We start from the raw sequence: 23,158 nt of genomic DNA, 5'->3' as shown, positions 1-23,158 counted from the left end.
GGTAAAAAAATGAATATTAAAGAAGAATTATACAAACAATGTGAGTTGTATGTGAATAAACGTTTACAAACAGTAGAAGAAACGATTACCTTTCATCAAAAAGCGTTGCAATCAGAAACAAAGAGTTCTGCAGGAGATAAACATGAAACAGGTAGAGCAATGCTACAGTTAGAAATGGAAAAAGCGAGTCAGCAACTTAGCGGAGTTGCTCAAATGAAAGAAACACTTGCAAAAATTAATACAGAAACAACTTCAAAAAATGCTCATTTAGGTAGCGTGGTTATTACTACCTCAGCCATAAACTATTTTATTAGTGTAAGCGTAGGTTTGTTAGTTGTTGAAAATAAAACATACTTTGCTGTATCTCCATCTTCACCCATAGGAAAGTTAATCTTAGGAAAAAAAGAAGGAGAATCTTTTGAGTTTAATGGAGCAAAAAATACCATTAAAGAAGTTTTTTAAAGCATAAGGTAGGGTAAAATAAAAACTACTTGTTCTAAATGCAGGAAAGGTTGTTATAACCAGAACAGAAAAAGAAGCTATAATACACTTTTATCTTTTGGTATTTAGACGGTAAGGGTGTATTTTTTTAGAAAAATAATTTATTTTAAGATAGTTGAGTAATAATTATTGAGATAGTTATTATTGGTTTAAACAGTCTCTTTTATTTTAAAAGAGACCGTTTTTTTATACTCAATACTTTCAAAGTGATTTATAAAAATTGATTGGTTGTTGTACGCAACTTCTATTAGCCAATAGTTCCCTTTAAAATAAGATTTCAATACAGTTCCTTCTAATTTTGATGGTTTTTTGGTAATCTCAAGTAAGTTAGGATATAGTAATAATGTTTGTTTATTTATGGTGAGTTCGTTTACATCATCAAATAAAGAAGCTACATACTTTTCTTTTGGGTTTTTATACAGGTTTGCTGGACTATTGTATGCAATGACTTTATGGTTGCGAATTACCATCATAGTATCAGCAAAAGAAAGCGCATCATTTCCGTCGTGCGTTGCAACAATACAAGCAATATTTTTCTTTTTTAAATAAGAAAACAATCGTCGCCTTAATGAGTTCTTTTTAAAGTTGTCTATTTGACTGAAAGGTTCATCTAACAATAGTAATTCAGGTTTTTTTGCGAGAGCCCTTGCTATGGCTACTCGTTGTTGTTGTCCGCCACTTAAGTTTTTAACTTTTTCGTTTGCCAATTCAGTCATTTCAATAACTTCAAGAAGTTCTTTTGTTCTTTCTTCAGCTTCTTTTGGATAAAATCGAGATAAAAACTTCTTAATATTTTCACTTACTGATGTAAAAGGCATCAAATCAAAATCTTGTGCGACATATTTAAAAAACTCCATACCAGGAACAAGGTAATGTTCAGGGCCTAATATTTGTGTGTCGTTCCAGTGTAAACTTCCATGATCAACATCGAGTAATCCATATACAATTTTTAAAAGGGTAGATTTCCCACAACCGCTTTCACCCATTACACAGAGATGCTCTCCTTTTTGAAGTGTAAATTGGATGTTTTCTAAAGTTTTTTCTTTTGACGGATAAGTGAATGAAATATTGTTTACTTGTAGCATAGCTACAAAAGTAATTGTTTAGTTATAAACAAAAAACCGATACAGAGAGTATCGGTTTTGTTTTTAAGCGCTTCTTTCTACGTAACGTATAATGCTTTTTGCTACATCTTTTCCTGTAGCTTTTTCTATGCCTTCTAAACCAGGGGAAGAATTAACCTCTAAAATTAACGGACCTCTATCTGACTGTAACATATCTACACCAGCAATACCTAACTTCATTGCTTTAACAGCTTTTAAAGCTGCATTTTCTTCTTCATCAGTTAATTCTATAATTTCTGAAGTTCCTCCTCGATGTAGGTTTGATCTAAACTCTCCTTCTTTACCTTGACGCTTCATGGCTCCAACAACAACTCCATCTACTACAAAAACACGAATATCTGCTCCTTTAGCTTCTTTGATATACTCTTGAACAATTACACGAGCTTGTAAGCCATTAAAAGCTTCTATAACAGATTCTGCAGCTTTTTTGGTTTCTGCTAACACAACACCTAAACCTTGTGTTCCTTCTAAAAGTTTAACTATTAAAGGAGCTCCTCCTACTTTTTTGATGATTTCAGAGGTATCTTTTGAGTAATTGGTAAAAACGGTTTTTGGTAGTCCTAAATTTGCTCTTGAAAGCACTTGTAAACTACTTAGTTTATCTCTAGATCGTACTAAAGCCTGTGATTCTACTGCAGAAAATACTTTCATCATTTCGAATTGACGAACAACTGCGGTACCATAAAAAGTAACTGAAGCACCAATACGAGGTATAATAGCATCAACATCGGTTATAAGTTCATGATTGTATACTATAGCAGGCTTCTTTTTTTCAATAATAAGATCACATTTAGTATGATCTAATACGACCATTTCATGACCTCTTTTTTCGCCTGCTTCTACTAAGCGTTTTGTTGAATATAATTTAGGGTTTCTAGAAAGAACAACAATTTTCATTTTTTATATTTCTTTTGAAGTGATGTTTTTTTGTGAAACATCTACAATAAATTTTTTATTTAAAAATTTTCTACCAATTAATACTGGATAATTCATTTTACCTCTATCTGATAACGATAGCTTTATTTTATATTTTTTGCCGTAAAAAATAGCGGATGTGGAAACAACATATCTCTTTTGTTTTTTTCCGTTTGAGCTTCTTATGCTTTTAACTTTATACTTTGTAGTTTGGAGTAATTTATTATTATACCTTTCTGTCTTAGGGCATAATAGTATAAACTCTAATACACCGTCTTTTTCTTCAATATGTTTGCAGTGTATCGCAGAAGTATAAGCTCCAGTATCAATCTTTACGGGCAAATCTTCTATTTCCCAGTTTAAAAAGGATATTTTTTCAACCCTTCCAATTAGTCTCATTTTTTAAAATTAAGGTGAGCGAATTACTTACTATTTTTTGAAATATACAATACTCTATTATTAATTTTTTAAAATAAAAAAACCAGTGCTTATACACTGGTTTAAAGGTACTTATTTTTTAATTGAATTTACCAAATTCTTACACGATCTTCTGGTTTTAAATACATTTTATCTCCCTCTTTAACATCAAATGCTTCATAAAAAGCATCTACGTTTTTAAGAGGCATATAAGCTCTGTATTGCCCTGGAGCATGTGTATTTGTCATAATCAAGTTTTTAAGCGCTTCATCACGCATTTTTGTTCTCCAAATAGTTCCCCAAGAAAGGAAGAAACGTTGTTCTGGTGTATAACCATCAATTTTTTCTGGACGACCATTTTTTCCTAAGAAAACCTGTAACCCTTCATAGGCAGCTTGTACACCTCCTAAATCACCAATATTTTCTCCTAAAGTATATTCTCCATTTAAATGCATGCTATCAATAGCAATAATATCACTGTATTGTTTTATTAATTTAGCACCTGCTTTTTTAAACTTTTCAGAATCCTCTTCTGTCCACCAGTTTTTAAGGTTTCCATCACCATCAAAACGAGCACCAGAATCATCAAAACTGTGAGAGATTTCATGACCAATAACAGCTCCAATTCCTCCATAGTTCACAGCTTCATCAGCCTTATAGTTATAAAAAGGAGGTTGTAAAATTGCTGCTGGGAATACGATTTCATTGTTTACAGGGTTAAAGTAAGCGTTTACTGTTTGAGGAGACATTCCCCATTCAGTTCTATCAACTTCTTTACCTAACTTAGCCATATCTTTTTCAAAGTTCCACTTACGAACGTTTACAGCATTGTCAAAATAGGTACCACCTTCATCTAAACCTTTAACAAGTAAAGCAGAGTAGTCTTTCCATTTATCAGGGTATGCAATCTTAACAGTTAATTTGTGTAATTTATCTAATGCTTTTTCTTTTGTTTCTTCACTCATCCATGGTAATTGCGCAATACGTTTTTCAAAACCTAACATTACGTTATCAATCATCTCCTTAGCTTTTTGCTTCGCTTCTGGTGGAAACTTTTCATCTACATATAATTTACCTAAAGCTTCACCAATAGCTCCGTTTAAGTTTGCTAAAGCACGCTCGTTTCTTGGGCGTTGTTGTTTAGCTCCACGCATTTCTTTACTGTAAAATTCCCAGTTTGCAGTTTCTAAATCGGTAGATAATAAACCTAATGAATTGTTGATAGCATTCCAACGTAATGATAATTTAACAGTTTCAATAGGACTATTTTTAAGTACTTCATTCATTGCTTTGAAATACCCTGGATCTGTAACAATAATCTTTTCAAGACCTTTAGAATCATCTAATCCTTCAAGATCAACACCAATTCCTTTCAAATGAGCTTCCCAATCGATTACTGGAGCTAACTCAGTTAATTCAGCAAGGGTCATTGGGTTGTAAATTTTACGAGTATCTCTACGTTCTTCTTTTGTCATTCTAGGTTCAGCTAAACTCTTTTCAAAAGCAACAATAGTTGCTGCATTCTTTTTGGCTGTAGCCTCATCATCACCAAACTCTTGTAACATTTTAGCTACAAATACTTCATATTTTTCAAGTTTGTCTTTTACCTTTTCATCTACGTAGTAATCTCTTGATAAACCAAGTCCGCCAGCTCCCATGTAACCAGCATTCATACTACTGTTCTTAAGGTCGTTAAAAACACCAAAACCATAAAAACCAGCACCTCCATAAGGAGCCATGTTGGTAATGAATGTTTGTACGTCGTTTAAGTTTTTAATTTCTTCAATTTTTTCAAGAAAAGGTTGTACTGGTGCTTTACCAGCTTTATTTCTAGCTACGGTATCCATAATGGTTTCGTAGTAGTTTACCGCTTTTTCTTGATCAGAATCTATTTCGTTTCCTTCAGCATCTTTTATTTTTGGGAAGTTACCTTCTTCAATAGCCTTGTTTAAGATAGCTAATACATCTTTGGTAGTGGTTTTTCTTAATTGATTAAATCCTCCCCAAGAAGTTTCATCAGCAGGAATTTCAGTGTTATCAATCCAAGAACCGTTAACATATCTAAAGAAATCATCGGTAGGTTTAACCGAAGTATCCATGTTTTCTAAAACAATTGCCTGTACTTTTTCTTCAGGCTTTTTATCTGTTTTACATGCAATAACTCCTAAAGAAGCAACGGCAGTAGTAAACAGCATTTTGTGAATGGTTTTCATTTTTAATGTTTTTTGAATGAATCTTAATTTTAACAAACTACCTCGAGGATTTTGCCTCGAGGTAGTAAATTTACTTCTAATAAGATTTAGTTTTTATAAAAATGTTACAGTTTTTAACTTTTTATTTTAGATTTTGGTGCATTTGGTAACGATTCAAACCCCATGTTAAATAATGTAAAGCCAAAAATATCAGAGTATTGTTCAATAGTTTTTGCTACAGGAGTTCCTGCTCCGTGACCCGCATTGGTTTCAATTCTAATTAAAACAGGGTTGTTTCCTTGTTGTTTCTCTTGTAATTCAGCAGCAAATTTAAAACTATGAGCTGGTACTACACGATCATCATGATCACCAGTAGTTACCATAGTTGCAGGATATTGAGTTCCTTCTTTTACATTGTGTACTGGTGAATATCCTTTTAAGTATTCAAACATTTCTTTGCTTTGTTCAGAAGTTCCGTAGTCATAAGCCCAACCTGCTCCAGCTGTAAATGTGTGGTAACGTAACATATCTAACACGCCTACTGCAGGTAAAGCTACTTTCATTAAATCAGGACGTTGTGTCATCGTAGCTCCTACTAATAAACCTCCGTTTGATCCTCCTCTAATTGCTAAATAATCAGAAGAAGTATAATTTTCTTTAATTAGGTATTCAGCAGCAGCAATAAAATCATCAAAAACATTTTGTTTTTTTAACTGTGTACCTGCATCGTGCCATTTTTTACCATATTCACCACCACCACGTAAGTTTGGTACAGCATATACACCACCTTGTTCCATCCAAACTGCATTGGCAATACTAAAGCTAGGTGTTAAACTTACATTGAATCCTCCGTAACCATATAAAATAGTTGGATTTTTACCGTTTAGTTCTAACCCTTTTTTATAAGTGATAATCATAGGAACTTTCGTTCCGTCTTTTGAACTGTAAAATACTTGCTTGCTTTCATAATCATCTGAGTTGAATGAAATAGCAGGCTTCCAGTATAATTCATAGGTTCCATCTTCTGGATTGAACTTGTATGATGAACCTGGGGTGTTGTAGTTGGTAAAAGAGAAATATAATTCTTTAGCGTCAGTTTTTCCACCGAAACCACCAGCAGTTCCTACTCCTGGTAATTTTACTTCACGGATTAGTTTTCCGTCGAAATCATATTGTACTACTTTTGAAACAGCATCTACCATATACTTTGCAAAGAAGTATCCAGCTCCTGTTGATGGAGATAGTACATTTTCTGTTTCAGGAATAAAATCTACCCAGTTTTCTGGTGTAGGATTTGAAGCATCTACAGTAACAATTTTTTTGTTAGGTGCATTTAAGTTAGTTATTAAGTATAGCTTACTTCCTTTGCTATCAATTACACCAGTATCGCTATCAAAATTGTCAATGATAGGTGTTAGTTTGCTATTAGAGTTTGTTAAATCCTTAATGAATAACTTGTTTCCAGAAGTTGAGGTAGAAGCAGATACTAATAAGTAGTTGTTATCTTCTGTTAAATACCCACCAACATAACGGTGTTTTTCTTCTGGAGTAGCTCCAAAAATAATCTCATCAGAACTTTGCGGGGTTCCTAACTTATGGAAGTATAATTTATGTTGATCTGTTTTTGCAGATAATTCACTTCCTTTAGGTTTATCATAACTAGAATAGTAAAAGCCTTCGTTTCCTTTCCAAGCAATTCCTGAGAATTTTACATCTACTAAAGTATCTTCTTTTATTTCTTTAGTTTCAGCATCCATTATAATAACCTTTCTCCAATCACTTCCTCCTTCAGAAATTGCATAGGCTACAGTTTTTCCGTCTTTGGTAAAACTTACAGAACCTAACGACGTTGTTCCGTCTTCAGCAAACGTATTAGGGTCTAAGAAAACCTCTTCTTTACCGTCTTTATCTTTTCTATATAAAACATATTGGTTTTGTAGCCCGTTGTTTTTATAAAAATAAGTATAATCACCTTCTTTAAATGGAGTCCCTACTTTTTCGTAGTTCCATAATTCAGATAAACGATTTTTTAATTGCTCGCGATATGGAATTTTGTCTAAGTAATCAAAAGTAACTTCATTTTCTGCTTTTACCCAAGCTTCAGTTTCGTCACTTCTATCGTCTTCTAACCAACGATAGTTATCGGTTACTTTTGTATCAAAATATTCATCTACAACAGGTTTTTTAGCTGTTTCTGGATAGTTCACACTAATATTGTTTTTAGGTTGCTTTTCTTCTTTACAAGAAACTAAAATTGTTCCTGCACAAATAATTGGAAGAAGGATTTTTTTCATGATTAAAAAATTGGTTAATTTGACCAAAGTTAGAATAAAAACAATCATAGCTATTGATTTTAAGACGATTTTAACAAAAACAGCCTTGTAAACCTATTGAAATAAAAACGACTACCTTTACCTAATTACAATATTTAAATAATATGACTGAAAATTTAAACAAAGAAGCTTTTTTAAAAAAGGTTTTTAACTATGAAGAGAACAAAGAATGGAAATTTGAAGGAGAACTACCTGCTGTAATTGATTTTTATGCCGATTGGTGCGGACCATGTAAAGCACTTGCTCCTGTTTTAGAAGAATTAAGTGCAGAGTACGAAGGAAAAATTAATATTTATAAAATTGATACAGAAGCTGAACAAGAATTATCTGCTGCTTTTGGAATAAGAAGCATTCCTTCTATGTTATTTTGTCCTGCTAACGAGGACCCTCAAATGGCTCATGGAGCGTTACCAAAAAAACAAATTGAACAAATAATTGAAGACGTTTTAAAGGTTAAAAAATAACCTTAAAAAAGAAGAATATAAGAGTTTAAAAAGTGACACATTTTGTGTCACTTTTTTTATGTAAAAACACAAAATAAGAAACTCAGTGAGTATCACTTATCAAGCGTTTTTTTAAATTTTAAAGTATTGATTTTAAAGTTTTTGTAAAAACATAAAAATGTTGTAAATTGAAGAAGGAAAAGTAATTTGTTAAAAACTTCAAGGGATTTGTGAATAAGTATAGCTTTCAGAATTTAGCAATTTTTCCAATCTTTGTTTCTATCTCAGGGAATAAAAAATAACACACTAAAAAGAGCTTAAAAAGCATGGCATCGATTGAACCAATTTTACAAGAAAATAAAGACAGATTTGTAATTTTTCCAATTCAACATAACGACTTATGGGAATGGTATAAAAAGCAACAAGCATGTTTTTGGACTGCAGAAGAAATTGACTTACATTCAGACTTAACGGATTGGAATTCTAAATTAACAGACGATGAACGTTACTTTATTAAGCATGTTTTAGCATTTTTTGCGGCATCTGATGGAATTGTAAACGAAAACTTAGCGGAAAACTTTGTAAATGAAGTTCAATATTCAGAAGCAAAATTCTTTTATGGTTTTCAAATCATGATGGAGAATATTCATTCTGAAACGTATTCATTATTAATTGACACGTATATTAAGGATGAAGAAGAGAAAGACAAGTTGTTTAAAGCAATTGATGTTTTTCCTGCCATAAAAAAGAAAGCAGATTGGGCATTAAAGTGGATAGAATCTGATTCGTTTGCTGAGCGTTTAATTGCTTTTGCAGCAGTTGAAGGAATTTTCTTTTCAGGATCGTTTTGTTCAATTTTTTGGTTAAAGAAGCGTGGATTATTACCTGGATTAACATTCTCAAACGAGTTAATTTCTCGTGACGAGGGTATGCACTGTGATTTTGCTGTACACTTACACAACAATCACTTAGTAAATAAAGTGCCAAAAGAAAGAATTAAAGAAATTATTATTTCTGCTTTAAATATTGAAAGAGAGTTTATTACCGAATCTTTACCTGTGAGTTTAATAGGTATGAATGCTACGTTAATGACACAATATTTAGAGTATGTTACCGATAGACTACTTTTAGAATTTGGATGTGAAAAAGAGTACGAGTCTACCAATCCATTTGATTTCATGGAAATGATTTCATTGGAAGGGAAAACTAACTTCTTTGAAAAAAGAGTATCAGAGTACCAAAAAGCCGGAGTAAAATCTGGTGGTACAGGAAGCATCAGCTTTGATGCAGATTTTTAGGAACCAATAAACTGCTATTTCCCCTACATGCAGTATTACTCAGCTAGAGCACTTTTTCCAGTGCTTTAGCATTATAATCGTTTCAAAAAGAAACAAACTAGTATTAACATTTTACATGTTGTCTAAACAACTATGTTTTGACGACGCTATTAACCAAAAAACCAATATCAATATGTATGTAGTAAAAAGAGACGGCAGAAAAGAGCCTGTGATGTTCGATAAAATCACAGCAAGGGTTAGAAAAATGTGTTATGGATTAAACAAGATTGTTGATCCAGTAAAAGTAGCAATGCGTGTTATTGAAGGACTGTATGATGGGGTAACTACTTCTGAATTAGATAATTTAGCGGCAGAAATTGCTGCTACAATGACAACTGCACACCCCGATTATGCGAAATTAGCAGCGAGAATTGCCGTATCTAACTTACATAAGAACACCAAAAAATCGTTTTCGGATACAATGACCGATTTATACAAATACATCAATCCACGTACAGGAAATAAAGCTCCTTTATTATCAGATGATGTGTATAAAATTATTATGGATAATGCCGATAAATTAGACTCGACAATTATCTACAGTCGTGATTTTAACTACGATTATTTTGGTTTTAAAACGTTAGAAAGATCTTATTTATTAAAGCTAAACGGAAACATTGTTGAACGTCCACAACAAATGTTAATGCGTGTTGCTATAGGGATTCATAAAGAAGATATAGACGAAGCAATTGCTACATACGAATTAATGAGTAAAAAATACTTTACTCATGCAACACCAACGTTATTCAATTCAGGTACACCAAAACCACAAATGTCATCTTGTTTTTTACTACAAATGCAAGATGATAGTATTGATGGGATTTATGATACGTTAAAGCAGACAGCTAAAATTTCACAATCTGCAGGGGGTATAGGTTTATCTATTCATAATATCCGTGCTACAGGAAGTTATATTGCAGGTACTAATGGAACTTCAAACGGAATTGTACCTATGCTACGTGTATTTAACGATACAGCACGTTATGTAGATCAAGGAGGAGGAAAACGTAAAGGTTCTTTCGCAATGTATTTAGAACCTTGGCATGCTGATATTTACGATTTCTTAGATTTAAAGAAAAACCATGGTAAAGAAGAAATGCGTGCACGTGATTTATTCTATGCTATGTGGATTTCAGATTTATTTATGAAACGCGTACAAGAAGATGCTGACTGGACGTTAATGTGTCCACACGAGTGTCCTCATTTATATGACACATATGGTGAAGAATTTGAGCGTTTGTATACAAGTTATGAAGCAGCTGGTAAAGGAAGAAAAACCATTAAAGCACGTGATTTATGGGAAAAAATCTTAGAATCACAAATAGAAACAGGTACTCCGTACATGTTATATAAAGATGCTGCAAACCGTAAGTCAAATCAAAAGAATTTAGGAACAATCCGTTCTTCGAATTTATGTACTGAGATTATGGAGTATACTGCTGATGATGAAGTAGCAGTATGTAACCTAGCTTCTATTGCAATACCAATGTTTGTTGCTGAAGATGAGAATGGAAATAAGTTTTTTGACCACAAAAAGTTATTTAAAGTAACTAAAAAGGTTATTAGAAATTTAGATACAGTAATTGATCGTAACTATTACCCTGTAAAAGAAGCAGAAAACTCTAATTATCGTCACCGTCCGGTAGGATTAGGAATTCAAGGGTTAGCAGACGCTTTTATTATGTTACGTTTACCATTTACCTCAGAAGAGGCGAAGAAGCTTAATCAAGAAATTTTCGAGACTCTATATTTTGCAGCTGTAACCTCATCAATGGAAGTTGCTAAAACAAAAGGAGCCTATTCAACTTATGAAGGTTCGCCAATGTCACAAGGAGAATTCCAACACAATATGTGGGGAATCAAAGACGATGAGTTGAGCGGTCGTTGGGATTGGGAAAAACTACGAAAAAACGTAAAAAAACATGGAGTTCGCAACTCATTATTAGTAGCGCCAATGCCTACAGCATCTACCTCTCAAATATTAGGAAACAATGAAGCTTTTGAACCATATACTTCTAATATCTACACACGTAGAGTATTATCAGGAGAGTTTATTGTAGTAAATAAACATTTATTAGAAGATTTAGTAGAGTTAGGTTTATGGGATAACAATATGAAAGAAGATATTATGCGTGCAAACGGATCTATCCAACATATTGAAGCTATTCCACAAGACTTAAAAGATTTATACAAAACCGTTTGGGAAATGAGTATGAAAGATATTATTGATATGGCACGTCATAGAGGATACTTTATCGATCAATCTCAATCGTTAAACTTATTTATGCAAGATCCTGATTATGCGAAGTTAACCTCAATGCACTTCTACGCATGGAAATCTGGATTAAAAACAGGAATGTATTATTTACGTACCAAATCTGCTGTAAATGCGAAGCAGTTTACGTTAAATATAGAAAAGAAGGAAGAAGACAAGCCAATGAGTACAGATGAATTCAAAGCGATGGTTGAAGCTTCTAAAAATGCAGAAGGACCAGACGATTGTTTAATGTGTGGATCTTAATTATAAATTAAAAGTGATAAAGAGAAGTCGAAAGGCTTCTCTTTTTAAAGAGAATTAAAGACAAAGTGCTGAGATAGTAAAAAAACAAAAAAAGGGATATTGGAAATATCCCCTTGGTATAAGTTTTAAATTTTTGCTTTGGCGGGCTAAAAATTTTTTAAAAACAAAATAGAATTGAGATTGTCTCATCTACCTTTTTTGGTTTTTCAAAACTACCAAAATAAGTACATTCTTCCCAAGAAAAATTTCCATTGTTAATAAAAATCACAATGATTTAATAGTAGTGTAGTGATTTTTAGACAGATTAAGTTATTAACAATCGTTTAAAAAATAATTAAAAATGGAATTTTTTATTTCAATAAATCAATTTGTTGACTTTTCAAAAGGAACAGAAGCAACAAAGAAAAGGATAATAAGACAGCAAAAGGAACCTAATAAGTTTTTGATAACATTATATCAAACATCAAGAGCGAGTATTAAGAAATCAATAGTAAATAATGGAGATCTTAAACCTACAATTGAAGGATTAGAAAAACTTAAAAGTAAGATACCTATTAAACCTAGACAGGTATTGAATAAGACTATATCAATTGAAGCAATTCAGAGGTATATGAAAATAAAAATACCAAGTATTTTAAAGAATCATAAAATTCAAATAATAAAGAAACCTAAAGTAAAATCAATCTTTATAGAAGGTGTAGAGATTCTTATTTCTCCTGATGTAATTTTTACGATGGAGTATAATGGTGAGAAATATATAGGAGGAGTTAAGATTCATATTTCTAAAAGAAATATTTTTAGTTTAAAAGATTCTCAAAAAGTTGCTTTTTTAATAGAGGAATATTTAAAGGTAATAGAAAAAGAGTATGAAGCCAATGTTCTACCAGAATTATGTTTTTCTTTAGATGTTTTTGATGGAAGAATGATTTCTTCACCAAATAATAAGTTTCTCTTTTTAGAAGAAATTAAAGAAACTGCAAGAGAGGTTAAATCACTTTGGAAAATAGCGTAATGAATAATTAATTAAGAGAAGTCAAAAAGGCTTCTCTTTTTTGTATTTTCGACAAAATTTTATTTACGAATGATGAACTGGGAACAACTCCTTTCTTTAAAACGTTTTGGTGATACCCAAAAACGTGAACGTGCAAAACAAGATGAAACTCGTTTAGGTTTTGAGGTAGATTTTGATAGAATTATATTTTCATCGGCTTTTCGCAGCTTACAAGACAAAACACAGGTAATTCCATTATCAAAAACTGATTTTGTTCATACACGTTTAACCCACAGTTTAGAAGTATCGGTTGTAGGGCGTACATTGGGACGAAGAGTAGGTAAGGAGCTGTTAGAACGTCATCCACATTTAAAAGAGTTAGGATATACTTTTAACGATTTTGGAGCGATTGTAGCTGCTGCATCTGTAATGCATGATATTGGGAATCCGCCATTTGGACATTCAGGAGAAAAAGCGATTGGAGAGTATTTTAAAACAGGAAAAGGGCTTCAGTATAAAAATCAATTAACCGATTCAGAATACCAAGACCTAATAGATTTTGAAGGAAATGCCAACGGATTTAAAATTCTCACAGAAAATAGAGAAGGAATTAAAGGAGGTTTACGTTTATCGTATGCAACCCTAGGAGCTTTTTTAAAGTACCCTAAAGAGAGTTTACCAAAGAAACCTACCAATCACATAGTAGATAAAAAATATGGCTTTTTTCAGTCAGAAAAAGAAGCTTTTTTAGATGTAGCACAAGATTTAGGTTTATTAAAAAAAGAATCTGGAGGAATTTCTTACTACCGACATCCATTAGCATACTTAGTTGAAGCAGCTGACGATATTTGTTATACAATCATTGATTTTGAAGATGGTATCAATCTAGGTTTAATTGAAGAAGATTATGCCTTAGAGTATATGATTAAATTGGTGAAAGACACCATTGATAGCAAGAAATATCATTCATTGCAACATACAAAAGACCGTGTAAGTTATCTACGCGCTTTAGCCATAGGAGTGTTAATTAACGAAGCAGTAGCTATATTTTTAGATAATGAAGAAGTTATTTTAAAAGGGACATTTGATAAAGGTTTATTGGATAAATGTAAATATGAAGCTCAGATTAATGATATAATTAAATTAAGTGTTGATAAAATTTACAGAAGTAAAGAGGTTGTTGAAAAAGAAGTTGCAGGATATAAAATCATAGCAGACCTTCTAGATGTTTTTGTAACGGCTTTAAATAATAAGTTTGACAGTAAACAATCTAACTATGATAAATTAGTACTGAACTTAATACCACAAGAATACCAACAGAACAAAGAAAATTTATATGATAGAATTATGCAAATTTCTAGTTACGTTGCAGGCTTATCTGATGGGTATGCTATTCGTTTGCATAGAAAAATAATGGGAAATATCAATTAATAATTCACTACATAAAATAAAAAACGACACTATCTAGCGTCGTTTTTTTATCTTATTTTTTCAAGTGCTTTTCGGCTACCTTTTCAAGTTCATCATACCAATTCTGTCCAAACTTTCTAATTAAAGCTTGTTTTACAAATTTGTACACAGGAACACTCAACTCTTTACCTAAAGAGCACGCATCGTCACAAATCTCCCATTTATGATAGTTTACAGCAGCAAACTCACTATAATCTTTTACGCGAACAGGGTATAAATGGCAAGAAATTGGTTTTTTCCAATCTACAACTCCTTGATTATATGCTTCTTCAATAGCACATAAGGCAGTACCTTTGTCATCAAAAATAACATAGGCACAATCCGCGTCATCAATTAAAGGAGTTTCTAGCTCTCCAAAATCACTGGTAACCCAAGTGCCTTGTTTTTCAATAGCCTCAATTCCTTCTTTTCTTAAAAAAGGTTTAATTTTTGGGTAAATTTCCTCTAAAATTGTTGTTTCCTCTTTTTCAAGGGGCGCACCTGCATCACCATCTATACAACAAGCTCCTTTGCACGCAGATAAGTTACAGACAAACTCTTTTTCTATAAGCTCTTCTGAAACGATGGTTTTTCCTAATTGAAACATAATTTGTGTTTAAAATTGGAAGTTTATAGTAACTTCCCGTAAATTTAAATGCAAAAATACTAGATTGTAACATTACTTATATAATTTTGCACGCGAAAAATATAGCAACTATGGACTTTAACTTCAAAGAAATTTTTACAGCCTTTATGGTATTGTTTGCGGTAATTGATATTGTTGGAAATATTCCCATCATTATTGATTTACGTAAAAAAGTAGGACACATACAATCAGAAAAAGCCTCAGTAATAGCAGGTTTTATTATGATTCTGTTTTTGTTTTTAGGACAGCGACTATTAAACTTAATAGGTATAGATGTACACTCATTTGCGGTAGCGGGTGCTTTTATTTTGTTTTTTCTAGCATTAGAAATGATATTAGGAATTACTCTGTATAGAGATGATGAAGAAGAGGCAATTAGTGCAACCGTTTTTCCGTTAGCATTCCCATTAATAGCAGGTCCAGGTAGTTTAACAACATTACTTTCATTACGTGCTGAATTTAACCTTGAGAATATTATTGTAGCTGTTTTATTAAATGTAATTGTAATTTATATCGTGTTAAAAACTTCTACAAAAATTGAAAAAGTGATTGGACCGAACGGAATTAAAATTATTAGAAAAATATTTGGTGTAATCTTATTAGCCATTGCAGTTAAATTATTTGCAGCTAATTTTAAAATGTTGATAGCGTAACATGGTTTTTGACACACTTATTATTGGAGGAGGAGTATCAGGTATGCAATGTGCTTTAGTTTTAGGTTCTGCGCTTACCAAAGAGTATGCAAGAGACAAAAAAGTAGGTATCATTATGCACCAACGTTCTTCTCATTTACAAGATGCATTGTTTAATAATGTTCTTGGACTTACTCCGGGAACTTTAGGAAAAGATATTTTAGAAGAAGGTAGAGACCAGTTAGAACAATTATACCCTGAGGTTTCTCAAATAGATAACGAGAAAGTAATAGCTGTTTTTGAAGAAGAAGATAATTATAAAGTTGTTACAAATAAAAAAGAGTACCATAGCAAAAATGTAGTTATAGCGCTTAATTATTCTAAACCATTTGATATAGTAGGTTTAGAGCAATATGTAGAACGACATACACGTGCAAATGCTATGAAAGATAGAATTCAATTACGAAACTTTAATCACTTAATTAGAGAAGGTTTATATGTTTGTGGAACTTTAGCAGGTTGGAGAAGTCAGTTTGCTATCGCTGCAGGAAGTGGCGCAAGTGTAGCTACAGATATTTTAACTGTGTGGAATGAGAATGTACCAACAAAGGTGCACGATAAACATAAATAGGGCTAATTATTTTATTAAAAATTATGAAGAAAATAATAGGAGCAATAGCAATCATAGTGTTGTTTATTAATTGTGGAGGTAGTGACAGTGAAGTTATACCAGCAGAAGATAAAGTGGTTGCAGTTGACGACTCTTTTGAAGTAGAAGAAAATAAAGAAATAGAACTGCCTAGTTTTTTAACAAATGACACATATACTTCAGGAAAAATTAAAGTGACGTTTGAGACCTCTTCAGCAAGAAATGGAAGTATTACAGAGAGCAACAATACATTTACGTATATTCCAGCACAAGGTTTTGTGGGTATAGATTCTTTTAAGTACACCATTTGTAGTACAATTATACCTAATAGCTGTTCTACAGCTACAGTAATAATTAATGTAAAAGGTATATCAGAAGGAAACTCAGGTAGTTTTAAGATTCCTTCTGAACTATCAGAGTATTATAAAGATGTAGATTTTACGTTAACAGGAGCTTCTTTAAAAGATGCTTTAGCTACAACGATAATTAGTACTCACACAACTAATTTATCATATACTCCTGATGTTTGGGATGTATTAAAACAATCAGATTTAGACCTTAATGATAACAGTAAAGTGGTTTTAATTTATGGTTATGATGATATTGATGGGAATTACGTAACAGATAGAACTCGTGATAAAGATATGAGTGGTGGAAATACAGGAGATTGGAATAGAGAGCATGTATATCCTAAGGCTTTAGGAAATCCAAATTTAGGAACATCAGGCCCAGGGGCAGATGCACATCACTTACGACCTTCTGACGTAAGATTTAATAGTGACAGGTCAAGTAAAAAATTTGCTACAAGTTCTGGTGACGCAGGAGATGTTTCAGGCAATTGGTACCCTGGAGATGAATGGAAAGGTGATGTAGCACGTATGATAATGTATATGTATGTACGTTATGGGAGCCAATGTTTACCTAAAAATGTTACAGTTGGATCAATTACAACCTCTGATAGTAATATGGTTAGTTTATTGTTAGAATGGAACGCGGAAGACCCGGTATCAGATTTAGAGATACAACGTAATAATGTTGTGGCTAATGAACAAGGAAATAGAAACCCATTTATTGATAATCCTTACTTAGCTACGGTAATTTGGAGTGGTAACGAAGCTGAAAACACTTGGAAATAGAACACAAACAATTAAGATGTTAAAAGCCTGAGTTTTTAAACTCAGGCTTTCTTATCTCATTTGAGATATGATTGATTTAGTAAATAGATAGTCCCCCACAGATTATCATATTGTAATCATCGGCGACAAATGTATATTCTTTTTATTTTTTTAAATTAAAAAAAGGCATGAGTGTGTAAATATCGAGCATAAAAAAAACGAAGCAAGTGCTTCGTTTTTTTTATGTTATATAAGGTCTATTTTATCCTTTAAAACTTGCTTTTAAGAACTCAGAGTTCATACGAGCAATGTTTTCCAAAGAAATTCCTTTCGGACATTCGATTTCACAAGCTCCTGTATTTGTACAGTTACCAAAACCTTCTAAATCCATTTGAGCAACCATGTTTTTAACACGCTCAGTCGCTTCAACCTGTCCTTGTGGTAATAAAGCATATTGAGATACTTTAGCTCCTACAAATAGCATTGCAGATGAGTTTTTACAAGTAGCTACACAAGCACCACAACCAATACACGTTGCAGCATCCATAGCTTGGTCTGCGTTTTCTTTAGGAACTAAAATAGCATTTGCATCGGTAGTGTTTCCAGACGTGTTTACTGAAATGTAACCTCCAGATTGTTGAATTCTTTCAAAAGAACTTCTATCAACAACCAAATCTTTAATTACAGGGAAAGCAGCAGCTCTAAATGGTTCAATCGTAATGGTATCACCATCTTTAAACATACGCATATGTAACTGGCAAGTAGTTACTCCACGATCTGGCCCATGAGCTTCACCGTTAATGTACATTGAACACATACCGCAAATTCCTTCACGACAGTCATGATCAAATGCTACAGGCTCTTCTCCAGAATTTACCAATTGTTCGTTTAATACGTCCATCATTTCTAAGAAAGACATATGCTCAGAAATATCGGTCACCTTATAATCAACCATTTTTCCTTTATCACTTGCGTTTTTCTGACGCCAAATTTTAAGTGTTAAATTCATAATTCTCTCTTATTTGTATGAACGTTGTTTTAATTCAATATCGTTAAACTCTAATTCTTCTTTGTGTAAAACAGCATCAGCTGGTTCACCTTTATATTCCCAAGCAGAAACGTAAGCAAAATTAGCATCGTCACGTTTTGCTTCACCTTTTTGTGGTCCGTCTAATTCAACAGATTCTTCTCTAAAGTGACCTCCACAAGATTCAGTTCTGTCTAATGCATCTTTAGCAAATAATTCTCCTAGTTCTAAGAAATCAGCAACTCTTCCTGCTTTTTCTAATTCTGGATTCATTTCATTTGCATCACCAGGAACTGTTACATTTTTCCAGAAATCTTCACGTAATTCTTTAATTTCAGCCATAGCTTCTTTTAAACCTTGTTCATTACGTGCCATTCCACATTTTTCCCACATGATTTTTCCTAATTTCTTGTGGTAGTAATCTACAGAATGTTCTCCTTTATTATTGATAAAGAAATCAATACGGTCTTTAACCGATTTTTCTGCTTCTTCAAATTCTTTAGTATCTGTTGAGATTTTTCCTGTACGAATGTCGTTTGATAAATAATTACCTATTGTATAAGGTAATACGAAATATCCGTCAGCTAAACCTTGCATTAAAGCAGATGCTCCTAAACGGTTTGCACCATGATCAGAGAAGTTAGCTTCACCAATGGCGTAACAACCATCAATGGTAGTCATTAAGTTATAATCTACCCAAATTCCTCCCATAGTATAGTGAGTTGCAGGGTAAATCATCATTGGAGTTTCATACGGATTGTCATCTACAATCTTCTCGTACATTTGGAATAAGTTTCCGTATTTAGCCTCAACAATTGCTTTCCCTAAGTCGTATACTTCTTTCGCCGTAGGGTTAGTAATATGCTTTAATTTTGCTTGCTCTCTACCGTAACGTTCAATAGCCGATTTAAAGTCTAAATAGACTGCTTCTCCAGTAGCATTTACACCATAACCAGCATCACAACGCTCTTTTGCAGCACGAGAAGCCACATCACGAGGAACTAAGTTACCAAAGGCAGGATATCTTCTTTCTAAATAGTAATCTCTATCTTCTTCAGCAATCTGAGTTGGTTTTAATTTACCTTCTCTAATAGCCAATACATCTTCCATTTTCTTCGGAACCCAAATACGACCATCGTTACGTAACGATTCAGACATTAAGGTTAATTTAGACTGATAGTCTCCTGAACGAGGAATACATGTTGGGTGGATTTGTGTGTAACAAGGGTTTGCAAAGAATGCTCCTTTTTTGTGAACTTTCCAAGCTGCTGTTGCATTAGAACCCATTGCGTTGGTTGATAAGAAATATACATTTCCGTAACCTCCAGAAGCAATTACTACTGCGTGTGCAGAGTGACGCTCAATTTCACCAGTAACTAAGTTACGAGCAATAATACCACGAGCTTTTCCATCGACAATTACCAAATCTAACATTTCGTGACGATTGAACATTTCAATCTTACCACGAGCAATTTGACGGTTCATTGCTGAATAAGCTCCTAATAATAACTGCTGACCTGTTTGTCCTTTTGCATAGAATGTACGAGATACTAATACCCCACCAAACGAACGGTTATCTAATTGCCCACCATAATCACGTGCAAAAGGTACACCTTGAGCAACACATTGGTCGATAATATTTGCAGAAACCTCAGCTAAACGGTAAACGTTTGCTTCACGAGAACGGTAATCTCCACCTTTTACAGTATCGTAAAATAAACGGTAAAAAGAATCACCATCACCTTGATAGTTTTTTGCTGCGTTAATACCACCTTGTGCTGCAATAGAGTGTGCACGACGAGGTGAATCTTGATAAGCAAAAGCTTTAACGTTGTATCCTAATTCTGCTAACGTTGCAGAAGCAGAACCACCTGCTAAACCAGTTCCTACTACAATTACGTCAATTAAACGCTTGTTAGCAGGATTTACCAAGTCAATTTTATCTTTATAAGTTGTCCACTTATCTTTTAATGGACCTTTTGGAATTTTTGAATCTAAAGTTGCCATACTTGTTGCGTATTAATGATTGAAGTGATGAAATAATGCAATAACTACGAATCCTAACGGAATTAAGATTGCGTAAAGCTTACCAAAAGTTTTCAATCCTTTAGTGTATTTGTTGTTTGCTCCAATTGATTGGAAAGCAGAGTTAAATCCGTGTAATAAGTGCAATGCTAAGAACACAAAAGCAATCACATAAGCGCCAACTCTAATTGGGCTTACAAACTTGTGTTGTAATTCGTGGAAGTACCTAAACTCACCATCGTGCAAACCACTCCAATCACCTTGAATAAATTTAGTGTTGATTTCTGGAAACCAAAAATCGATAAAGTGTAATACAATAAAAGCTAAAATAGCTGCTCCACTGTAAATCATGTTTCTACTCATCCAAGTAGAGTTTGCAGCTCCATTATTTTTAGCATAGCTAACTTTTCGAGCACTTTTGTTTTTAATTTCTAAGATGAATCCCATTACAAAATGAAATACTACACCAATAATTAAAACTGGTTGCATTACATATTGAATTAACGGATTTGTCCCCATAAAGTGCGACATTTTGTTAAATGTGGCTCCGTTATCTGGAAAAATCGAAGTAATGTTAATTGCAAAATGTTGTAATAAGAAAAACATCAGGAAGAATGCCGAAAGTGCCATGGCAAACTTTCTTCCGATAGAAGATTTTAGTAATCCGCTCATTATTTTGTTTGTTGATTAAATAATAGCACAAATTTAAGAGGAACACAGTACTTGAACAAACTTTACGAATTGTTTTCTTAAATATTTAGAATGGGTTTAAATAGTAGTTGTTAAAAGCTATTTTTCTAAATATTTAAGGATAAAAACGTAATAATTCTATAGTTTTTTAAGGTAGTTGGATTTTAAAAACCATATTTTCTAAAAGTTAAATTAACTCTCGGGTTTAAATATTTTGGGTTTTCAGGCAGGCTATGTTCGTAGTATTCTTGACAACCATCTTCCATAACTAACAAACTTCCGTGTTCTAGAAGTATTTTGCTTTCAATCATTGTTTTATTTTCTCGAAGATAAAACATGCGTTCTTCTCCTAAACTAATTGAAGGAATAATGTCCGTATCTCCAAAAGCCATTCCATCTGAATGGTAGTTTACACCGGAGTTTCCATCAGGATAATAAATACAGACACAAGTTTTAAACTCTAACCTAGTATGCTCTTGAATTTGTTTTTTTATCGGTAGCATATATTCTGGCCATTTCATAATGTTTCCCCAAACTGATTTTGGAAAAACATTTTTCTCTATCAAGTCAGAGTCAATAAACATTACCTTACCAAAGTTATATTTAATTACCTCATCGGATGGAAGTTTCATTTCCATCATATTTGTGAGTTCAGAGAGGCTTGTTAATTGCTGAAATAGATTTGCAGCATCTTTTTCAGTTAAAAAATTAGGGCTGTAACTAATAACGTTATTAAATTCAGTTGACATTTTATGTGGTTAGTTAACAGTTATATTTAATATTGATGCCAATTCCTCGGGTTTTTCAAGTGGAATCATATGACCACAATTTTTAATTAGTATGTATGTTCCTTTTTCGGATTTGTTAGCAAACTCTTTTAGTTTTTTAGGATTGACAAGCGCATCATTTTCCGCAGCAATAAAAAATATAGGGATGTTTAAGTTTAAAACTTTTTGTGAAATATCTAACCGAGCTGAAGTTGCTTTTAATTGACGAAGTAGCACATCTTTCCCTAAATCAGCATCCATTTTTTTAATAATAGAAACAATTTCAGAATTATTGTAATTGTCAGGATGTAGAAATTGTTGAATTCTTGCTTGAGAGATTCCTTTGTAGGTGTGCTTTTCTAAAAAGTCAATCGTACTTTTTCTTAGTTGAATTTCTGAATCACTCAATCCATCAGTGTTGGCAGCAACTACAACCAACTTTTTTACTTTTTCAGGATAGTGAACACTAAAGTTCATGGCGGAAAACCCACCTAAAGAAAACCCAATAATTGTAGCAGGTTCTTCAATGTGATTCAGTATGGTTTGATTAATTCCTTCAAAAGAAGTTGCTGGAGTAATATCGATATTAATTGGAAGGGTGTTTTTCAGTTTAGGAAAAACATATTGCCATAAATCTACCGTACACATGGTGCCTGAAATTACATATACTTTTTGCATTTATCTATTATAATTAGAACTAACCAAACATTTGTTATTCTTCCACTTGCCGATTAATGTTTTTTTTGAAATAACCTCATTATTACAAGTTAGAAAATTACCGTTTTTATCTTTTTTAATAATTTTTAATTTTCCTTGATGAATGGCGTTGATTACTCTGTAAATCAATCCATTTTTAGGAAGGTTACCACCTTTTTTTGAAAGTGTTAAACCAACCTCGTTGTTAAATAAATCCATTTCAGAAGAAATTTGATCAGGAATAACACCGTCTTCTAGTTTTCGCTCTTTGTATGTTTTGTAGTTATCTTTTTCATGAGCTTTGCCAAGTGAACGAGCTGCATTTTCACCAATTTGTTGTCGTAACAAAGCCATCCAAAAAGCATGACGAAAAGCATCTACTTGTCCGCCTGCATGATCACCATCTAGTAGGGGAGAAGCTCTTAAAGAGTCACTTACTCTTGATGCTTCACGTGAAACAATAAAAGCTTTTTTTGCTTTAAAAGGATGGAGTAGTACCCATGTTTTTTGAGCTCCTTGTAGTTTTTTAAATTGTTGCCAGTTGGATTGGGCAGAGGTGTAAAAAGGGAGTAAAAGAATTAAAAAAAGAAGGTTTTTAAGCATAAAAATTAATTGACTTATTAATTTAAAATCTGTATTTTTTTGCTTTAAAATACTGATAAATGGAACAATTTGAAGGTAAAAACAT

Annotated in this window: 20 protein-coding genes and 1 pseudogene; 9 read left to right on the top strand and 12 right to left on the bottom strand. The window is 32.8% G+C overall.

Annotated features, from left to right (window positions below; translation table 11 throughout):
- Positions 1-9: 9 nt before the first annotated feature.
- On the top strand, positions 10-462 hold the full coding sequence (locus Q4517_RS00105; protein WP_303504847.1) for a 3-oxoacyl-ACP synthase: 453 nt from the start codon (positions 10-12) through the stop codon (positions 460-462).
- A 188-nt stretch (positions 463-650) separates the two neighbouring features.
- Here the strand turns inward: Q4517_RS00105 and Q4517_RS00100 are convergent, their stop codons facing one another.
- The 5 genes from Q4517_RS00100 to Q4517_RS00080 form a co-directional block, all read right to left on the bottom strand.
- Positions 651-1,586 carry an ABC transporter ATP-binding protein gene (locus Q4517_RS00100; RefSeq protein ID WP_303504845.1) on the bottom strand — a complete coding sequence of 312 codons (936 nt, stop codon included), beginning with the start codon at positions 1,584-1,586 and terminating at the stop codon, positions 651-653.
- A 63-nt stretch (positions 1,587-1,649) separates the two neighbouring features.
- Complete coding sequence (gene rimK, locus Q4517_RS00095; protein WP_303504843.1) at positions 1,650-2,522, bottom strand: 30S ribosomal protein S6--L-glutamate ligase; 873 nt, start codon at positions 2,520-2,522, stop codon at positions 1,650-1,652.
- A gap of 3 nt (positions 2,523-2,525) precedes the next feature.
- On the bottom strand, positions 2,526-2,939 hold the full coding sequence (locus Q4517_RS00090; RefSeq protein ID WP_115899602.1) for a RimK/LysX family protein: 414 nt from the start codon (positions 2,937-2,939) through the stop codon (positions 2,526-2,528).
- A 128-nt stretch (positions 2,940-3,067) separates the two neighbouring features.
- On the bottom strand, positions 3,068-5,170 hold the full coding sequence (locus Q4517_RS00085) for a M13 family metallopeptidase (protein ID WP_303504839.1): 2,103 nt from the start codon (positions 5,168-5,170) through the stop codon (positions 3,068-3,070).
- A 113-nt stretch (positions 5,171-5,283) separates the two neighbouring features.
- Entirely contained in the window at positions 5,284-7,443 is a 2,160-nt protein-coding gene (locus Q4517_RS00080) for a prolyl oligopeptidase family protein (protein WP_303504837.1), read from the bottom strand.
- Between the two features lie 140 nt (positions 7,444-7,583).
- Between Q4517_RS00080 and trxA the strand changes: the two are divergent.
- From trxA to Q4517_RS00055, 5 genes and pseudogenes are all read left to right on the top strand, one after another.
- Positions 7,584-7,946, top strand: a pseudogene (trxA, locus tag Q4517_RS00075) (thioredoxin); the annotation flags it as partial.
- Between the two features lie 305 nt (positions 7,947-8,251).
- Positions 8,252-9,223 (top strand): ribonucleotide-diphosphate reductase subunit beta, encoded by a 972-nt coding sequence (locus tag Q4517_RS00070; protein ID WP_115899598.1) that lies wholly within the window; start codon positions 8,252-8,254, stop codon positions 9,221-9,223.
- Positions 9,224-9,395: 172 nt separating this feature from the next.
- Positions 9,396-11,783 (top strand): ribonucleoside-diphosphate reductase subunit alpha, encoded by a 2,388-nt coding sequence (locus Q4517_RS00065; protein ID WP_303505507.1) that lies wholly within the window; start codon positions 9,396-9,398, stop codon positions 11,781-11,783.
- A 340-nt stretch (positions 11,784-12,123) separates the two neighbouring features.
- Entirely contained in the window at positions 12,124-12,795 is a 672-nt protein-coding gene (locus tag Q4517_RS00060; protein ID WP_303504833.1) for a hypothetical protein, read from the top strand.
- A 72-nt stretch (positions 12,796-12,867) separates the two neighbouring features.
- A complete protein-coding gene (locus Q4517_RS00055; RefSeq protein WP_303505505.1) occupies positions 12,868-14,205 on the top strand; it encodes a deoxyguanosinetriphosphate triphosphohydrolase in 1,338 nt (445 codons plus the stop codon).
- Between the two features lie 52 nt (positions 14,206-14,257).
- Here the strand turns inward: Q4517_RS00055 and Q4517_RS00050 are convergent, their stop codons facing one another.
- On the bottom strand, positions 14,258-14,830 hold the full coding sequence (locus Q4517_RS00050; RefSeq protein ID WP_303504831.1) for a DUF3109 family protein: 573 nt from the start codon (positions 14,828-14,830) through the stop codon (positions 14,258-14,260).
- A gap of 110 nt (positions 14,831-14,940) precedes the next feature.
- On the opposite strand from Q4517_RS00050, the gene Q4517_RS00045 reads away from it, so the two are divergent.
- Genes Q4517_RS00045 through Q4517_RS00035 form a run of 3 tightly spaced genes read left to right on the top strand, consistent with a single transcriptional unit; the run spans position 14,941 to position 17,286 of the window.
- On the top strand, positions 14,941-15,522 hold the full coding sequence (locus Q4517_RS00045) for a MarC family protein (protein ID WP_115899595.1): 582 nt from the start codon (positions 14,941-14,943) through the stop codon (positions 15,520-15,522).
- 1 nt (position 15,523) lies between these two features.
- Positions 15,524-16,132 (top strand): FAD-dependent oxidoreductase, encoded by a 609-nt coding sequence (locus Q4517_RS00040; RefSeq protein ID WP_303504823.1) that lies wholly within the window; start codon positions 15,524-15,526, stop codon positions 16,130-16,132.
- Positions 16,133-16,155: 23 nt separating this feature from the next.
- The gene (locus Q4517_RS00035; protein WP_303504821.1) at positions 16,156-17,286 is read left to right on the top strand and encodes an endonuclease; all 1,131 of its coding nucleotides are present in this window, start codon (positions 16,156-16,158) and stop codon (positions 17,284-17,286) included.
- Positions 17,287-17,527: 241 nt separating this feature from the next.
- Here Q4517_RS00035 and Q4517_RS00030 read toward each other — a convergent pair whose 3' ends face one another.
- The 6 genes from Q4517_RS00030 to Q4517_RS00005 form a co-directional block, all read right to left on the bottom strand.
- The gene (locus Q4517_RS00030) at positions 17,528-18,274 is read right to left on the bottom strand and encodes a succinate dehydrogenase/fumarate reductase iron-sulfur subunit (RefSeq protein WP_303504819.1); all 747 of its coding nucleotides are present in this window, start codon (positions 18,272-18,274) and stop codon (positions 17,528-17,530) included.
- Between the two features lie 9 nt (positions 18,275-18,283).
- Positions 18,284-20,299 carry a fumarate reductase/succinate dehydrogenase flavoprotein subunit gene (locus tag Q4517_RS00025; RefSeq protein WP_303504816.1) on the bottom strand — a complete coding sequence of 672 codons (2,016 nt, stop codon included), beginning with the start codon at positions 20,297-20,299 and terminating at the stop codon, positions 18,284-18,286.
- 12 nt (positions 20,300-20,311) lie between these two features.
- Positions 20,312-20,989, bottom strand: a complete 678-nt coding sequence (locus tag Q4517_RS00020) for a succinate dehydrogenase cytochrome b subunit (RefSeq protein WP_303504813.1) — start codon at positions 20,987-20,989, stop codon at positions 20,312-20,314.
- 182 nt (positions 20,990-21,171) lie between these two features.
- Positions 21,172-21,756 carry an alpha-ketoglutarate-dependent dioxygenase AlkB gene (locus Q4517_RS00015; RefSeq protein WP_303504811.1) on the bottom strand — a complete coding sequence of 195 codons (585 nt, stop codon included), beginning with the start codon at positions 21,754-21,756 and terminating at the stop codon, positions 21,172-21,174.
- 9 nt (positions 21,757-21,765) lie between these two features.
- Entirely contained in the window at positions 21,766-22,452 is a 687-nt protein-coding gene (locus Q4517_RS00010) for an alpha/beta fold hydrolase (RefSeq protein ID WP_303504809.1), read from the bottom strand.
- Positions 22,453-23,158: DUF6973 domain-containing protein (locus tag Q4517_RS00005; RefSeq protein ID WP_368506452.1), on the bottom strand; the 706-nt coding region annotated here is incomplete at its 5' end.

This window comes from Tenacibaculum sp. 1_MG-2023 (genome assembly GCF_030547425.1).
In the GTDB taxonomy this organism is placed as follows: Bacteria; Bacteroidota; Bacteroidia; order Flavobacteriales; family Flavobacteriaceae; genus Polaribacter.
The sequence above is the reverse complement of the archived record's forward strand: the minus strand, read 5'-3'. Positions and strand labels throughout refer to the sequence as shown.

Excerpts from the sequence above, each read along its gene's own strand:
- Q4517_RS00015 (WP_303504811.1), bottom strand. The coding sequence starts at position 21,756 with ATGTCAACTGAATTTAATAACGTTATTAGTTACAGCCCTAATTTTTTA.
- Q4517_RS00045 (WP_115899595.1), top strand. The coding sequence starts at position 14,941 with ATGGACTTTAACTTCAAAGAAATTTTTACAGCCTTTATGGTATTGTTT.
- Q4517_RS00025 (WP_303504816.1), bottom strand. The coding sequence starts at position 20,299 with ATGGCAACTTTAGATTCAAAAATTCCAAAAGGTCCATTAAAAGATAAG.
- Q4517_RS00080 (WP_303504837.1), bottom strand. The coding sequence starts at position 7,443 with ATGAAAAAAATCCTTCTTCCAATTATTTGTGCAGGAACAATTTTAGTT.
- Q4517_RS00040 (WP_303504823.1), top strand. The coding sequence starts at position 15,524 with ATGGTTTTTGACACACTTATTATTGGAGGAGGAGTATCAGGTATGCAA.
- Q4517_RS00100 (WP_303504845.1), bottom strand. The coding sequence starts at position 1,586 with ATGCTACAAGTAAACAATATTTCATTCACTTATCCGTCAAAAGAAAAA.
- Q4517_RS00050 (WP_303504831.1), bottom strand. The coding sequence starts at position 14,830 with ATGTTTCAATTAGGAAAAACCATCGTTTCAGAAGAGCTTATAGAAAAA.
- Q4517_RS00055 (WP_303505505.1), top strand. The coding sequence starts at position 12,868 with ATGAACTGGGAACAACTCCTTTCTTTAAAACGTTTTGGTGATACCCAA.
- Q4517_RS00035 (WP_303504821.1), top strand. The coding sequence starts at position 16,156 with ATGAAGAAAATAATAGGAGCAATAGCAATCATAGTGTTGTTTATTAAT.
- rimK (WP_303504843.1), bottom strand. The coding sequence starts at position 2,522 with ATGAAAATTGTTGTTCTTTCTAGAAACCCTAAATTATATTCAACAAAA.
- Q4517_RS00105 (WP_303504847.1), top strand. The coding sequence starts at position 10 with ATGAATATTAAAGAAGAATTATACAAACAATGTGAGTTGTATGTGAAT.
- Q4517_RS00020 (WP_303504813.1), bottom strand. The coding sequence starts at position 20,989 with ATGAGCGGATTACTAAAATCTTCTATCGGAAGAAAGTTTGCCATGGCA.
- Q4517_RS00085 (WP_303504839.1), bottom strand. The coding sequence starts at position 5,170 with ATGAAAACCATTCACAAAATGCTGTTTACTACTGCCGTTGCTTCTTTA.
- Q4517_RS00070 (WP_115899598.1), top strand. The coding sequence starts at position 8,252 with ATGGCATCGATTGAACCAATTTTACAAGAAAATAAAGACAGATTTGTA.
- Q4517_RS00065 (WP_303505507.1), top strand. The coding sequence starts at position 9,396 with ATGTATGTAGTAAAAAGAGACGGCAGAAAAGAGCCTGTGATGTTCGAT.
- Q4517_RS00090 (WP_115899602.1), bottom strand. The coding sequence starts at position 2,939 with ATGAGACTAATTGGAAGGGTTGAAAAAATATCCTTTTTAAACTGGGAA.
- Q4517_RS00010 (WP_303504809.1), bottom strand. The coding sequence starts at position 22,452 with ATGCAAAAAGTATATGTAATTTCAGGCACCATGTGTACGGTAGATTTA.
- Q4517_RS00060 (WP_303504833.1), top strand. The coding sequence starts at position 12,124 with ATGGAATTTTTTATTTCAATAAATCAATTTGTTGACTTTTCAAAAGGA.
- Q4517_RS00030 (WP_303504819.1), bottom strand. The coding sequence starts at position 18,274 with ATGAATTTAACACTTAAAATTTGGCGTCAGAAAAACGCAAGTGATAAA.